The 13624-nt window shown below is 75.4% G+C and carries 13 protein-coding genes and 1 pseudogene; 3 read left to right on the plus strand and 11 right to left on the minus strand.

The features are described 5' to 3' along the window. The 9 genes from ACFE60_RS12355 to ACFE60_RS12395 all read right to left on the minus strand — a co-directional run. A partial coding sequence (locus ACFE60_RS12355) for an ABC transporter permease (RefSeq protein ID WP_375389161.1) occupies positions 1 to 932 on the minus strand: 932 nt, incomplete at its 3' end. Continuing rightward, complete coding sequence (locus tag ACFE60_RS12360; protein WP_375389162.1) at positions 929 to 1789, minus strand: ABC transporter permease; 861 nt, start codon at positions 1787 to 1789, stop codon at positions 929 to 931. The genes ACFE60_RS12360 and ACFE60_RS12355, both read right to left, overlap by 4 nt. Next, positions 1789 to 3360: an ATP-binding cassette domain-containing protein gene (locus tag ACFE60_RS12365; protein ID WP_375389163.1), complete on the minus strand. Its 1572-nt coding sequence runs from the start codon at positions 3358 to 3360 to the stop codon at positions 1789 to 1791. The genes ACFE60_RS12360 and ACFE60_RS12365 overlap by 1 nt, the downstream gene beginning before the upstream one ends. Further along, positions 3357 to 4256 (minus strand): polysaccharide deacetylase family protein, encoded by a 900-nt coding sequence (locus tag ACFE60_RS12370; RefSeq protein WP_375389164.1) that lies wholly within the window; start codon positions 4254 to 4256, stop codon positions 3357 to 3359. The genes ACFE60_RS12365 and ACFE60_RS12370 overlap by 4 nt, the downstream gene beginning before the upstream one ends. Then, positions 4253 to 5773 carry an amidohydrolase family protein gene (locus tag ACFE60_RS12375; protein WP_375389165.1) on the minus strand — a complete coding sequence of 507 codons (1521 nt, stop codon included), beginning with the start codon at positions 5771 to 5773 and terminating at the stop codon, positions 4253 to 4255. The genes ACFE60_RS12370 and ACFE60_RS12375 overlap by 4 nt, the downstream gene beginning before the upstream one ends. Beyond that, on the minus strand, positions 5770 to 6498 hold the full coding sequence (locus tag ACFE60_RS12380; protein WP_375389166.1) for an aspartate/glutamate racemase family protein: 729 nt from the start codon (positions 6496 to 6498) through the stop codon (positions 5770 to 5772). The genes ACFE60_RS12375 and ACFE60_RS12380 overlap by 4 nt, the downstream gene beginning before the upstream one ends. Next, a complete protein-coding gene (locus ACFE60_RS12385; protein WP_375389167.1) occupies positions 6495 to 7397 on the minus strand; it encodes a carbohydrate kinase family protein in 903 nt (300 codons plus the stop codon). The genes ACFE60_RS12380 and ACFE60_RS12385 overlap by 4 nt, the downstream gene beginning before the upstream one ends. Continuing rightward, on the minus strand, positions 7390 to 8568 hold the full coding sequence (locus ACFE60_RS12390) for an SIS domain-containing protein (RefSeq protein WP_375389168.1): 1179 nt from the start codon (positions 8566 to 8568) through the stop codon (positions 7390 to 7392). The genes ACFE60_RS12385 and ACFE60_RS12390 overlap by 8 nt, the downstream gene beginning before the upstream one ends. A 150-nt stretch (positions 8569 to 8718) precedes the next feature. Next, positions 8719 to 9219 carry a phage holin family protein gene (locus ACFE60_RS12395; protein WP_375389169.1) on the minus strand — a complete coding sequence of 167 codons (501 nt, stop codon included), beginning with the start codon at positions 9217 to 9219 and terminating at the stop codon, positions 8719 to 8721. A gap of 138 nt (positions 9220 to 9357) precedes the next feature. On the opposite strand from ACFE60_RS12395, the gene ACFE60_RS12400 reads away from it, so the two are divergent. The 3 genes and pseudogenes from ACFE60_RS12400 to ACFE60_RS12410 all read left to right on the plus strand — a co-directional run bounded on the left by ACFE60_RS12400 (position 9358) and on the right by ACFE60_RS12410 (position 11993). Next, complete coding sequence (locus ACFE60_RS12400; protein ID WP_375389170.1) at positions 9358 to 10170, plus strand: class I SAM-dependent methyltransferase; 813 nt, start codon at positions 9358 to 9360, stop codon at positions 10168 to 10170. 9 nt (positions 10171 to 10179) lie between these two features. Then, positions 10180 to 10323: pseudogene (locus ACFE60_RS12405) on the plus strand (biopolymer transporter Tol); the annotation flags it as partial. A gap of 47 nt (positions 10324 to 10370) precedes the next feature. Then, positions 10371 to 11993: a DUF222 domain-containing protein gene (locus ACFE60_RS12410; RefSeq protein ID WP_375389171.1), complete on the plus strand. Its 1623-nt coding sequence runs from the start codon at positions 10371 to 10373 to the stop codon at positions 11991 to 11993. On the opposite strand, the gene ACFE60_RS12415 is transcribed toward ACFE60_RS12410, so the two are convergent. Together ACFE60_RS12415 and ACFE60_RS12420 are read right to left on the minus strand one after the other, a co-directional pair. Beyond that, positions 11994 to 12926: an NAD(P)-dependent oxidoreductase gene (locus ACFE60_RS12415; RefSeq protein WP_375389172.1), complete on the minus strand. Its 933-nt coding sequence runs from the start codon at positions 12924 to 12926 to the stop codon at positions 11994 to 11996. Continuing rightward, positions 12923 to 13624 (minus strand): SDR family NAD(P)-dependent oxidoreductase (locus ACFE60_RS12420; RefSeq protein ID WP_375389173.1); only part of this gene is annotated, 702 nt, incomplete at its 5' end. The genes ACFE60_RS12420 and ACFE60_RS12415, both read right to left, overlap by 4 nt.

Here is a 13624-nt window from a genome sequence, read left to right on the forward strand (position 1 = left end):
GTCCCGAGCACGAGGGTCACCCCTGCGATGGCCGGGAAGTCGGAGACGGGGATGGAGGCGGCGAGGTAGTTGCCGATGCCGGGCCAGGAGAAGACCTGCTCGACGACCACCACCCCCGCGAACATGAACCCGAGCTGGAGGCCGGCCATCGAGAGGCCGGCGCCGAGCGCGTTGCGGACGACGTGACGGGTCAGCACCCGGCGCTCGGAGAGTCCCTTCGCCCGCGCCGTGCGGACGTGGTCCATCCCCAGCACGCCGTCGAGGGAGGCGCGGAAGACGCGGCCGATCGCGACCGCCGGCGCGATCGACAGCACCGCGGCCGGCAGCGCGAGGTGCCACAGCGCGTCGGCGAACGCGTCCAGCTGGCCGGCGAGCAGGGTGTCCAGCCCCTGCGCGCCGAAGGGGCCGGGATCCTCGAAGTCCCCGACGCCGCCGGCCGGCAGCCAGCCGAGGGCGCCGAACAGCACGACGACCCCGATGATCGCGAGCAGGAACGGCGGTGCGGCGGCGAGGACCAGCAGCAGCCCTCTCGCCGCGGCGCCGCCCGGCCAGCGCAGCACGCCCGAGACGGCGAAGAGGCCCGCGAGCACGAGGGCGAGCACGAAGGCCGCGAGCACCAGCTCCGCGGTGGCGGGCAGGAACGCCGCGAGGTCGGTCGTCACCGCGTGCCGCGTGCGCAGCGACCGGCCGAGGTCGCCGGTCAGCGCGTGCCCGAGGAAGCGCAGGTACTGGACCAGGAAGGGGTCGTCGAAACCCAGCCGGTGCCGCGCCTGCGCCACCGTGGCGTTGGAGGCGTTCGATCCGACGTAGGCGCGGGCCGGGTCGCCCGGCGCGATCTGCGACAGCGTGAAGACGATGAACGAGAGCACGAGGAGCAGCAGCGCAGCGGCGCCGAGCCGGCGGAGGAGGTAGCCGAGGATCCGCACGCTCACCGCCTGACCGGGAGCAGGTTGCGGATGCCGTCGCCGCCGATGTTGGCGACGAGGCTGAGCACGAGCACCGCGATCCCCGGGATGCCGGGCACCCACCAGTGGCTGAGCAGCTGGCTGAGCGCCCTGGCGGTGTCGGCGCCGAGCTCCGGCGCGGGCGCCGGCTGCCCGAGGCCGAGGAAGGACAGCCCGGCGAGCAGCAGCACGACGTTGCCGATGTCGAGGCTCGCGGTGACGATCGCGGTCGGCACGACGCCCGGCAGCAGGTGGCGGGCGACGAGCCGGATCCGCCCGGCGCCGGCGAGCCGCGCCGCCTCCAGGTGCGGCCGGGCCGCGAGCGCGACGGTCTCCCCGCGGATGATCCTGGCGTAGTACGGCCACCACACCACGGCGACCCCGAGCAGGGTGTTGCCGAGGCCCGGACCGAGGGCGGCGACGATCGCGATCGCGACCAGCGCGCCGGGCAGGGCGAGGAACAGGTCCGTCACCCGCATCAGGACCGCGTCGACCCAGCCGCCCGCCGCACCGGCGACGAGGCCGACCGCGCCGCCGATCAGCAGCCCGCTGGCGACGACCGCGAGGGCGCTGAACCAGCTGGCCTGCACGCCGAGCAGCGTGCGCGACAGCAGGTCGCGCCCGATCTGGTCCGTCCCGAGCAGATGGTCCGGGCTGAGCGGCGGCAGGCTCAGGCCGCCGGCCGGCTGCACCGGGTCGTACGGCGCGAGCAGGCGGGCCAGCAGCGCCACGAGGGTCAGGGCGACCAGCAGGCCGACGAGGGCCCACGCGGCGCGGCGGCCGACGCGCACGCCGCCGATCGAGCCGGGCCGGATGCGCGTGCGGGGCGCGAACGCGGTGGTCATCAGGCGGCGCCCCGCGCATCGGGCGCGGCGTCCACGCCGGCGATCGTCGGCACCGCGGCCAGCAGCGTGCGGGTGTACGGCTCCCGAGGCTCCGCGACGACCTGCGCCGCCTCCCCCAGCTCGACGACTCGGCCCTGCTGCATGACCGCGATCCGGTCGCCCATCAGCCGCGCGACGGCGAGGTCGTGCGTGACGAACAGCACGGTCATGCCGAGCCGGGCGCGCAGGTCGCGGATCAGCGCGAGCACGCTCGTGGCCAGGGAGGCGTCGAGCGCGCTGGTCGGCTCGTCGCAGAGCAGCACCGCGGGCGGCACCATCGTCGCGCGCGCCAGCGCGACCCGCTGCCGCTGCCCGCCCGAGAGCTCGGCCGGACGCGCCTTCGCCACCTCGGCGGGCAGGCCGACCGCCGCGAGGGCGTGCTCGACCCGTGCGCGCACGTCGCCGCGGGCGAGCCGCTCGCGCCGCAGGCGCTCGCCGAGCAGCTCCCCGACGGCGAGCCACGGCGTCAGCGACGAACCCGCGTCCTGGAACACCATCTGCGCACCGCCGTCGCCGGCGATCGAGACCGAGCCTGCGGTCGCGGTGTCGAGCCCGGCGACGATGCGCAGCAGCGTCGACTTGCCGGAGCCGCTCTCGCCGACGATGGCCAGCGCCTCGCCGGGCGCCACGTCGAGGTCGACGCCGTCGAGCGCGGTCAGCACCCCGCCCCTCCGGCCGAGGCGGTACTCGCGCCGCAGCCCGCTGATCCGGACGGCCGGCGTCGCGGCCGGCGCGGCGCCGCCGAACCGGGCGTCCCGCGGCGTGCCCAGCGACAGGCGGGCGCCGAGCAGCGACCTCGTGTACTCGTGCTGCGGGTGCCGCACGACCTCTGCGGCGGGTCCCACCTCCACGAGGTCGCCGCGGTGCAGCACCGCGAGCCGGTCCGCGATCTGGTCCGCGACGCCGAGGTCGTGGGTGATCAGCAGCACCGAGCAGCCGAAGTCGTCCCGCAGCTCGCGGAGCAGGTCCAGCAGCTGCGCCTGCACGGTGACGTCGAGCGCCGTCGTCGGCTCGTCCGCGATGATCAGCCTCGGGCGGCCCGCGACCGCGATCGCCGCCATGACGCGCTGCCGCAGGCCGCCCGAGAGCTCGTGGGGGTAGACGCGGAGGCGCAGCGCGGCGTCGCGCACGCCGACCGTCTCGAGCAGGCGGATCGACTCGGCGTCGTCCCCCGTCACCTCCCCGATCTGCCCGCCGACCCGCATCGTCGGGTTGAGCGACGTCATCGGGTCCTGGAACACGGCGCCCAGCGACTCCCGGCGCACGCGGCGTCGCTCCGCCGGCTCGGCCCGCAGCATGTCGACGCCGGTCACCCGCACGGATCCGGAGGCCTCGGGGTGCGCCGTGTGCGGCAGCAGCCCGAGCATCGCGAGCGCCAGCACGCTCTTGCCCGAGCCCGACTCGCCGACCAGCCCGAGGATCTCCCCCGGCGCGATCGTCAGGTCGACGTGCCGCAGGACCTCGCTCCGCCGGCCGCTGCGGACCAGGGACAGCGACAGGTCGTCGACGACGGCCACCGGGTCGACGGTCATCGCGTCACCTCCGCCGCGGAGGCGGACGGGAACAGCCCAGGGGACGCGACGACCGCGTCGTGGATCTCCGCCGGGGTCGCGAACCAGACGCCGGGCAGGGCCGCGACCGACTCGAGCGCCCGCGCGACCTGCCGCAGCCGGAACGGCGCCCCGCTGATGAACGAGTGCAGCACCACGCTCAGCACGAGCGGTCGTGCCGCGGCGGCGTCGTGCAGCTCGGCGGCCTCGTCGACGACCATCCGCGCGAACTCCTCCGCGGACGCCTGCCGGCCGATCATCGTGCTGGAGTCGTTCAGCTCGGCCGCGTACGGGATGGCGAGCAGCGGCGCGCCGGTCGTCCGCAGCCAGACCGGCTGGTCGTCGAGCCGCAGGTCGAGCAGGTACCGGTACCCCGCATCGGCGAGCAGGTCGATCGTGCTCGCCGTGTGCGCGAGCCACGGGCTGGACCACCCGCCGGGCCGGACCCCCTCCTCCCGCTCGATGCGGTCCGCGACCGCGGCGAGGTACGCGCGCTCGTCCGCCTCGGACCGGCCCGCGAGGGTGTCGGAGTTGCTGCGGCCGTGGCCGACCACCTCGGCGCCGATGCTCCTGGCCGCCTCCAGCACGGCGGGGGCGTCCTCGTACACGTCCGTGTTCAGCAGCACCGCGGGCCGGATCCCGAGCGCATGCAGCCGGTCGAAGAGGCGGAAGGCGCCGACCCGGTTGCCGTAGTCGCGCCAGGCCGTGTTGACCAGGTCGGGCTGCGGGGTGCCGGGCAGCACGTCCTCGGTGAGCCCGTCGCCGAACCGGTAGGACTCGATGCCGACGCAGACGACGACCGCGAGCCGCGCGCCGTTCGGCCAGGTGCCCACCGGCCGGCCGGGCAGGGCGTCGTAGGTCCAGCGGCCGGCGCTCATCGGCCGCCCACCCAGCGCGTGAAGCCGACGTCGGTACCCGCGGCGGCGCGGACCATGCCCTGGTAGGCGGGCACGAGCGCTGCCGACGCCTGCCTCGCCGACTCGACGAGCGGCCGCTTGGCCGCGAACAGCTCCCGCGCCTCGTCGAGCAGCGCGGACTCGTCGACGGTGGTGACGTGCCCGTGCTCCGCGACGATCCGGCCGGCGACCATCGTCAGCACGACGTCGCGACCGTCCTCGCAGTGCACCAGCTGCTCCCGCAGGTCGTTGAGCGGGGTGAACGCGATCGTGTGCAGGTCGAGCAGCGCGAGATCGGCGAGCATGCCGGGCCGCACCGCGCCGAGCTCCCCCTCCCGTCGCTGGGCGCGCGCGCCGCCGAGCCACAGCGCGTCGAGCACCTCCGCCGCGGTCGGCCAGTCGTCGCTGTCGAGCCCGGCGACGTTGTGGATGAGCCCGGCCGTCTTCGCGACGGTCCACAGGTTGATGCTGTCGTCGCAGATCGCCTCGTCCGTGCCGAGCGCGACCGGGATGCCGCGCCCGATCGCGGCCCGCCACGGCATCACCCCGCTACCGAGCCGCAGGTTGCTGACGGGGTTGTGCGCGATCGTCGCGCCGGCCTCCGCGATCAGGTCGAGGTCGTCGTCGTCGACCCACACGGCGTGGATCACGTTCGTGTGCGGCTTCAGCAGCCCGAGGTCCGCCGTGTACCGCACCAGCGAGCGGCCGGCGAAGCGCGGCTGCTCCGTGCCGAGCGTCCGCTGCGGCTTCGTCTCCAGCAGGTGCGCGTAGAGCGGCAGCCCGAAGCGCTCGGCGAGGTCGTCCAGGGCCGCGAAGTACTCGGGGCTGACGCGCTGCGGCGCGGACACCGACACGGCCGCGCGGATGCGGTCGTCGGCCGCGCCGTGCCAGGTCGAGACGAGGTGCGCGTACGCCTCGAGCAGGTGGCCGGCGGAGGCGGGCGCCGGCTCGTCGAGCAGGCCGGCCCTGGGACCGAGCGCCCGCCGCATGCCGGCGACGAACGGCAGCTTCTCGGCCTCGGGCAGCTCGGGCTGGTCGAGGGCCAGGGTCGCTCGGATGCCGCTGTCGGCGTACGCCTGCGCGACGGCGTCGACGATCTCGGGCGTCGGGAACGGCATCAGGAAGGCGTCGTCCTGCACGCTCGTCACGCCTCGCTGCAGCATCTCGACCGCGCCGAGCATCGTGCGCAGGTAGGCCTCCCGCGGCGTCGGCGCGAGGCGCTCGTCCGAGGGCGACTCGAACAGCATGAACAACTCGAGCGGCAGGCTGCGCACCGAGCCCTTCAGGTGGTTCGCCGGCGAGTGGAAGTGGGCGTTGATCAGGCCGGGCACGAGCAGGTGGCGCCCGCGGCCCTCGACGACGCGGGCTCCTTCCGGGACCGGCTGGTGCGGCGCGACCATCTCGATGCGGTCGCCGACGACCAGCACGTCGAGCGGGCCGGTGTGGCCGGCCGGTGCGGATCGGTCGTAGACGAGCACGTCGTGCAGGAGCACGCTCATGACGCCTCCCGCCGCTGCAGCGCGAACCGCGGCAGTGCGGGCACCTGGGCGTAGGTGCTGGCGCGGGAGGTGCGGAGGCCCATCCGCAGCAGGGCAGCGGCGAAGCCGACCCCGGCCGCGACGCCCTCGACCACGGGCACCCCGAGCGCCTCCCGCAACGGCTCGACCAGGTCGGCCAGCCCGGCGCAGCCGAGGACGATCGCCTCGGCGCGGTCCTGCTCGATCGCGAGCCGCGCCTCGGCGGCGAACGCGTCCAGCAGGTGCCGCGAGCCCCTCTCGAGGTCGTGCACGGGCACGTCCAGCGCGCGCACCGCGCACCGGTGCTCGAGGCCCAGCGCACGCACGACGCGCTCGCTGTGCGCGATCGTGCGGTCCGGCATCGTGATCACCGCGAAGCGGTGGGCGACCAGGCACGCCGCCTGCAGCGCCGCCTCGGTCATCCCGACGACCGGGCCGGAGGCGACCTCGCGCGCGGCCGTCACGCCGGTGTCGCCGAAGCAGGCGACCACGAAGGCGTCCGTGGTCGCGTCCAGCGCCGCGACCCGCTCCAGCACGCCCACGGCGGCGATCGCCTCCTCCGCGTGGCTCTCGACGCTGTCCACCCCGACCGCCGACCGGGCTCCGGCGACCTCGACGTCGGCCGGCGCCGCCTGCTGCGCCGCTGCCGCGATCACCGCGGTGAGCGCATCCGACGTGTTCGGGTTCAGCACCACGATCCGGCTCACCGCGCACCCGCCGTCAGCGGCCGGGAGGAGCGCGCGGCGACCTCGGCGAGCAGCGCGTCGACGCCGTGCCCCGAGACCGCGACCCGCGCGGCCGCGCCTCCGGCGAGGGCGGCGGCGATCGGGTCGCCGCTGCGCAGGTGCTCGGCGGCGAACGCGCCGCAGAACGCGTCGCCCGCGCCGGTGCTGTCGACCGGCGCGAGCACGTCGACCCCCACCGCGACCGGCGCGGGCGCCTCGCGGGTGGCGACGAGGCAGCCCGCCTCCGCACGCTTGACGACCACGACCGACGGACCGGTCGCGAGGAACCGCGCGATCGCCTCGTCGAGGTCGCTCGTGCCGGCCAGCGCGACGGCCTCGACCTCGCTGGGGAGGAACACGTCGCACGCGGCGACCGCGTCGAGCAGCCGGGCCTCGTTGCCGGACACGTAGTCCTCTTGCGGATCGAAGTAGACGACGCCGTCGACCCGCGGCCGCAGCCACGCCGCGAGCGCGAGCTGCGCCTCGAGCGCCATCGCGGACAGCAGGAGGCCGCCGGCCCCGAGCGCCCAGCCGGGGACGTCGCCCGGGTGCACGGAGAGCGACTCGAGGTGCTCCTCGCCGAGGACCAGGTCCCAGGTGCGCGTGCCGTCGGCCGCGTAGCGGACGACGTTGCGCGCCGTCGGCTCGTCGCGCCGCGGCAGGTCGCCGGGGTCCGTGCCCGTCAGCCGCACGGCGTCGAGCAGAGCGACGGGGGCGTCGCCGCCGAGCGGCGCGAGCACCCGGGGTGCGCCGCCGGCGATCCGCGCGCCGAGCGCGGCGAACAGGGCGTCCCCGCCGACGGACTCGACCTCGGCGCCGGACGGCGAGACGGCCACGTCGACCGTGAGGTTGCCGACGCAGACGAGCACGGGCTCAGGCACCGGCGGCCTCCGCGGCCCGGAACCCGGCGAGACCCAGGTGGTAGCCGACCAGCTGCGCCGGCAGCAGGTAGAGCAGCGGTGACAGCGCCTCCGGCACCGCGGGCAGCGCGATGAGGCTCTCCGGGTGCAGCGCGTCGAACGCCCGCTCGCCCTCGGTGGTGACGACGTGCAGCCGCCCGCCCCAGCGGTGCGCGTCCGTGCCGGTGTCGACCGCGCGCGGCACCGACGGCCCGCTCGGCACCAGCAGGACCAGCGCCTCGCCGGCCTTCTGCGAGTTGTAGTGGTGGTACTCCTCCACCTGGATCTCGGTCGCGCGCAGCGGCGTGCACTCCTTCACCTTCGCCGCGCCGACGACGGCGGCGGCGAGGTTCGGCCCTCCGCCCGAGAACAGGACGGTGGGCGCGGCGAGCTCCTGCTCCGCGATCGCCGCGATCGGGGCGTCGATGCGCTGCAGCACCGCCGCCATCGTCGCGGGCATCGCGTCGAGCGCCTCGCGCAGCGCGTCCGCGCCGGGCGCCCCCCGCAGCTCGCCGACCCGGACCGCCAGCTCGAGCAGGAGCGCCAGGGCCGCGGTGGACGACTGGGTGGGCCAGCCGACCCGGGTGGCCTCGATCCGCAGCGCGGTGCTCGCCTCGGTCTCGAGGGTCGACCCGGCGGTGTTCGTGAGCGCGACGGTATACGCGCCGCGATGCTGCGCGACGAGCAGCGCCTCGACGGTCCGCGTCGTCTCGCCCGAGCTGGAGAGCGCGACGACCGCGGTCGTGCCGTCGACGAGCGCGCCCTGGTAGTACGCGAACTCGAGGCTCTGCACCGGCTCGCACGGCACGTGCAGCATCGACTCGAGCGCCGATCGCGCCGCGATCATGACCGCGAGCGAGTCCCCGGCGCCGACCAGGACCAGGCGCCGGAACCCTCCCGCGAGCCGGGCCGCGACGGCGTCCAGCGCCGTTTCGTTGCTCGCCAGCGTGGCGCGGATCGCGTCCGGCTGGCCGAACAGCTCCGGCCCGGTCGCCTCGACGCGGAAGCGGCGCTTCGGGTCGAGGGGGTCGTCGCTCGGCAGGGCCAGGATGTGCGCGCGCTCGGCCGCCGAGACGCGCTCGATCACGCCGCGCCGGCGCTCGTCGAGCGTCGTCGAGCGGGGATCGAGCAGCGGGCTGACGGGCACGGACATCGGGATGCGGCCTCCGGAGGCGGGAGGAGGATGCCGACGACGGCTGTCGCTGACTCAGCAGACGGTATACAGCGGACGTTTCACCCGGATGACGGCGTGTGTCCGTCCGGTTACGCGGCGCGTCGCGATCCGGGCTCCGGGCCCGCTCGGTCAGAGCGCGCGATCGTCCCGCTTCGGCCTCGGTCCCGCTGCGCCCTTCAGGCTCGAAAGGTCCGCGGAGCCGGCGGACGCGAGGGCCGCGGCGGCTGCGCCGGAGAGCCCCGCGACGAGCAGGGCCGACCGGGCGTAACCGATGCGCGGGCCGAGGCCCTGCCAGACCGCGATGCCGATGAACAGCCCCGCGGTGTGCACGGCGGCCGCCGCGCCGCCGAGGAGTCCCGCTCCCCTCGCCGCGGCTCGCGCCGATGCGACCGCGTCGGACCGCGCGGCGCCGAGCTCCTGACGGATCAGCGCGGACACGTTCTGCCCGACGCCGCCGACGACCTCGCCCAGCGCTGCAGCCGCCGCTCGTTGCGCGGGATGCGGGTCGCCCTCGGCGCGCGCCGCCGAGAGCTCCTGGCGGACGCGCTGGCTCACATCGGCGCCGACGCCGTCCACGACGCCGCGGAGCGCCGCCGCTGCTGCCCGCCGGAACGGCTTCTCGTCGGTCATCGCCTGCCCCTCCGAGCGGCGTGGAGCGCCGCCCGTCGCCGTCCACCCTCGCCGAGACGCCGGTGAGTCCCGTGGGAGGGCGGCGTTGACGCCGCCGCGGCGCCGGCCGTACGGTCCGAACGACGGAGGGAGGTGGGCATGACGGCGGACGTCTCCCCCGACCAGACGCCCGCCGGCTGGTCGGACTTCGCGGAGGCCTACGACACGTGGCTCGCGCCGAACACGCGGCGGTTCGCCCTCGACGTCGCCGACGCGCTGCACCTCGGGCCAGGGGTGCGGCTGATCGACGTCGCCGCCGGCACGGGGGCGCTGACGCTCGCCGCGGCGCGGCTGGGGGCGGACGTGCTGGCGACGGACTTCGCGCCCGGCATGGTCGACCTCCTCCGCCGGAAGGTCGCGGCCGACGAGCTGCGGGTGCGGGTCGAGCCGATGGACGGCCAGGCGCTCGACGTCGAGGACGGCGCGTTCGACGCCGCCGCGTCGCTCTTCGGGCTGATCTTCTTCCCGGACACCGCGGCCGGTGCTCGGGAGCTGCACCGGGTCCTCAGGCCCGGCGGCCGCGCCGCGGTCACGGCCTGGGGACCGGACGGGTTCGCGATCCAGACGCTCGCGCTGCAGGCGCTCGCCGCGGTCGGCGTCGAGCACCCGATCCGCTCGACCGCGCCGGCCGCGTTCCGGCTCAGCGATCCGGCCCGGCTCGAGGCCCTCCTCACCGATGCGGGGTTCACCGACGTGGAGGTGCAGCGGGTCGAGCACCGCTGGCCCGTCCCGGACCCGGAGGCGCTGTTCCGCTCCATCCCCTCCTGGGCCGCGCCGATGCGGCCGCTGTTCGCGCGGCTCGACGAGGGGCGCCTGCGCGACGGCGCCGCCGCGTTCACCGAGCTGGTGCGCCGCGGGTCGCAGGCGGCCGGGGTCCGGCTCGAGGCCCTGCTGGCCATCGGCGTCCGCTGAACACAGAAGGCGGTGTTTGGAGCGCGACGGCGAGTCGACCTCGCCAAGCACGGCCTCGGCGAGCGCGGGCCGAGGTGGTGGGACGAGCCCGTTGCGGCGCGGCGCGAGCGGGCGCTGCAAGCCTTGGACGACCTCGACGCCGAGGTTCGCTGAGCGCGAACAGGGGTAGTTGCGTGAGCGACATTCGATAGTATGTTCGAATGGCGAGGCCGCGCAGCAGGGACTGGAACGCCTTCGTCGCGAGCGAGGCGCCCGCGGCGGAATTGGTGCCGACTGTCGACCTCGCGGAGCTGGGCGTCGAGCTCCGGCTCGAGGATCGGAGAGCGTCGGTCGACGCGGTCAGGTCGCTCGCCGAATCCGGGCTGCTCGCGACGCTGCCCGGCGCCTCCGGCTACCGCTCCTGGACGGACGCGGAGCTCGCCCGCCTGCGGCAGGACCCCGAGGACGAGCTCGACGACGACGCGGACGCCGACGTCGACGCGGTCTACGAACGCGCCCGCATGGCCGACCTCGCCGACGACGCCCACGATCCGCTGCTCGTGCATCCGCTGAACTGGGAGTGCGAACGCGTCGACGCCGCGCAGCGCGAGTTCCGCGAGGCCGAGGTCATGCGGGTGCTGTCCGCGCTGAACGCCTGGCGCTCGGCCGAGGCATCGGTGACCGGTACGGTCGACGCCGCGGTCAACGGGCCGTTCTGGAAGAGCGTGATCCTGCAGCTCGCGACCAGCCTGCAGGTGGCGGAACCGACCGCCTCCGCGCTCGTGCATACCGCGCTCGATCTCGAGCAGCGGATGCCGAGGACCTGGCTCCGATTCCTGCACGCGGACGTGCCGTGGCGGGGCATGCAGATCGCGCACGCGCAGCTCGAGGGCCTCGACGAGGCGTTCTTGGGCGCGTTCGACGAGGGATGCGCCGCTGCGCTCGTGACGGTCGCGATGCCGAAGATGCGGCAGCGGCTCCATGAGATCCGCGAGCGGATCCAGGCGTCCACCGCGGCGGAGCGACACAGGGCCGCCCTCGAGAAGATGAGCGTGACGATCGAGCCCGCGGCGGACGGCATGGCCGTGATCACTGCGCTCGTCCCCGCAGCCGAGGCCATCAGCATCGACCTGCGACTCGACCTCGCGGCGCGCGAGTCGGCCTCGGCGGAAGGTGAGACGCGGTCGATCGGGCGGCTTCGGGCGCACATCCTCCTCGACCTGTTCGACGAGGGCCTCTTCCGCGGGGCGACCTCCGACCTGCAGGGGATCGCGGTGCCGCAGCGCATCGGCGTGCAGTGCAAGGTCGGTCTGATGGTCCCGGCGATGACGGCGCTGGGCCACTCGGACGTGCCGGCGGAGCTCGAGGGCTACGGACCCATCGACATCGAGACCGCGAAGCGGCTCGCGGGCGGTGCCACCTCCTGGATCACGCTGCTCACCGACGAGGTCACCGGAGCAGTGCTCGACATCGGTCGAGACAAGTACCGTCCGACGAGCGACATGCGGGCGATGCTCGGGTTCGTCGACCGCGGCGGCCGCGGACCGAACTCGTATCGGCCACCGAGTCAGACCGAGGCGGATCACGTCATCCCGTTCAACCAGGGACTGCTCCGCGGGAGGACGGCGCTCGACAACCTCGTCCTGCTCACCCGCCGGGATCATCGGATCAAGACCTCGGGCCTCTGGGACATCGAGCTCCGGGCTCAGCGCGACCTCGCGTGGACCAGCTTCTTCGGCACACGGATCATCACCACGGTCCGGCCGCTCGAGCCCACGCCGGTGCCGGCCGCGTTCCGGGCACCTGCGGACCCGGACCCGGATCCGTCCGACTGCCCGTTCTGATCAGCGACGGGCGCCGAGCACCACGTTCGCCGCGGGCTCGCCGGCGCGCAGCAGCGCGATCTGCCTGCGGATCAGGGCGACCATGCGCGGCCGCATCGCGGTCGAGTGCCCGCCGACGTGCGGCACGACGAGCACGTGCGGGGAGGCGAGCAGCGGGTGACCGGCGGGCAGGGGCTCCGGCTCCGTCACATCGAGCGCGGCACGGATGCGGCCGTCGGCGGTCGCGTCGATCAGCGCCGCCGTGTCGACGAGGGGCCCACGGCCGACGTTGACGAGCAGGGCGCCGTCGGGCAGCGCGGCCAGGAACCCGGTGTCGACGAGGCCCGTGGTCGAGGCGTCGAGGGGCACGGCGAGGATCACGACCTCGGCGAGCGGGAGGAGGGCGGGCAGCTCGGCCATGCCGTGCACGGCGCCGTGCTCGTCCGTGCGAGCGGTCCGGGCGACCCGGGTCAGCTCGACCTCGAACGGGGCGAGCCGGCGCGCGACCGCGGCGCCCACTCCTCCGACGCCGAGCAGCAGGACGTGGCGGTCGGCGAGGCTGGTGCCGCGGATCGGCGACGGCGCCCCTCCGGTCGCTGCCTGGCGGACGTACTCGTCGATCCGCCGCAGCGACGCGAGGACGAGCCCGACCGCCAGCTCCGCGGTCGACGCCTCGTGCACGCCGGCGGCGTTCGCGTACGGGACGTCCGGCGGCAGCCACCGCTCGACGCCGTCGTAGCCGAGCATCTGGCTCTGCACGAGCCGGGGCGAGACCGCGGCGACCGCGGGCAGGCGTTCCCGCCAGTCCCCGAGGTACGGCGGGACGACCAGGTCGATCCGGCCCACCGGCGGCGGCCCGACGAGGTCCCAGACGACCGCCTCCGCCCCGTCGGGCAGCGGGACGAGCGCGGCCCGCAGCTCCTCGTCCGGGACCGAGACGACGAGGCCGCTCACGCCTGCCGCAGGCGCAGGTGCTGCATGCCGCCGTCGACCTCGAGGGCGATGCCGGTGGTGGAGGAGGCGCGGGGGCCGGCGAGGTAGGCGACGGCGTCGGCGACCTCCTCCGGCGAGACGAGGCGGCCGTGGGGCTGCCGGGCCTCCAGCGCGGCGCGCTCGGCCGCGGGATCCGCGGCGGCGTCCAGCAGCCGGGCGACCCACGGGGTGTCCGCCGTGCCGGGGTTCACGCAGTTGACGCGGATGCCCTCGCGGAGGTGGTCGGCGGCCATCGCGCGGGTGAGCGACAGGATCGCGCCCTTGCTGGCGCTGTAGACGGCGCGCTCCGGCAGGCCGGCGGTCGCGGCGACCGAGCAGGTGTTCACCACCGCGGCGTGCGCCGACCGGCGGAGGTGCGGCAGCGCCGCGCGCGTGACCCGGGCCGTGCCGACGACGTTGACGTCGAGCACCCGTGCCCACTGCTCGTCGGTCGCGGTCTCGACCGTGCCCTGCGCCCCGATGCCGGCGTTGTTCACGACGACGTCGATGCCGCCGAAGCGTTCAGCGACCGCGGCGATCGCGGCGCGGACCGAAGAGTCGTCCGTCACGTCCGCGGCGAACGACGGGTGCGTCGACGACGGCGCGAGGTCGAGGACGGCGATCGTCGCGCCGTCCGCCGCGAGGCGGTCGGCGATCGCCGCACCGATCCCGGAGGCGCC

Source organism: uncultured Amnibacterium sp. (assembly GCF_964245895.1).
GTDB lineage: Bacteria > Actinomycetota > Actinomycetes > Actinomycetales > Microbacteriaceae > Amnibacterium.

Bases quoted from the DNA above. Each gene is read 5' to 3' on its own strand.
- ACFE60_RS12360 (WP_375389162.1), bottom strand. From the start codon at position 1,789: ATGACCACCGCGTTCGCGCCCCGCACGCGCATCCGGCCCGGCTCGATC.
- ACFE60_RS12365 (WP_375389163.1), bottom strand. From the start codon at position 3,360: ATGACCGTCGACCCGGTGGCCGTCGTCGACGACCTGTCGCTGTCCCTG.
- ACFE60_RS12375 (WP_375389165.1), bottom strand. From the start codon at position 5,773: ATGAGCGTGCTCCTGCACGACGTGCTCGTCTACGACCGATCCGCACCG.
- ACFE60_RS12410 (WP_375389171.1), top strand. From the start codon at position 10,371: ATGGCGAGGCCGCGCAGCAGGGACTGGAACGCCTTCGTCGCGAGCGAG.
- ACFE60_RS12370 (WP_375389164.1), bottom strand. From the start codon at position 4,256: ATGAGCGCCGGCCGCTGGACCTACGACGCCCTGCCCGGCCGGCCGGTG.
- ACFE60_RS12395 (WP_375389169.1), bottom strand. From the start codon at position 9,219: ATGACCGACGAGAAGCCGTTCCGGCGGGCAGCAGCGGCGGCGCTCCGC.
- ACFE60_RS12390 (WP_375389168.1), bottom strand. From the start codon at position 8,568: ATGTCCGTGCCCGTCAGCCCGCTGCTCGATCCCCGCTCGACGACGCTC.
- ACFE60_RS12400 (WP_375389170.1), top strand. From the start codon at position 9,358: ATGACGGCGGACGTCTCCCCCGACCAGACGCCCGCCGGCTGGTCGGAC.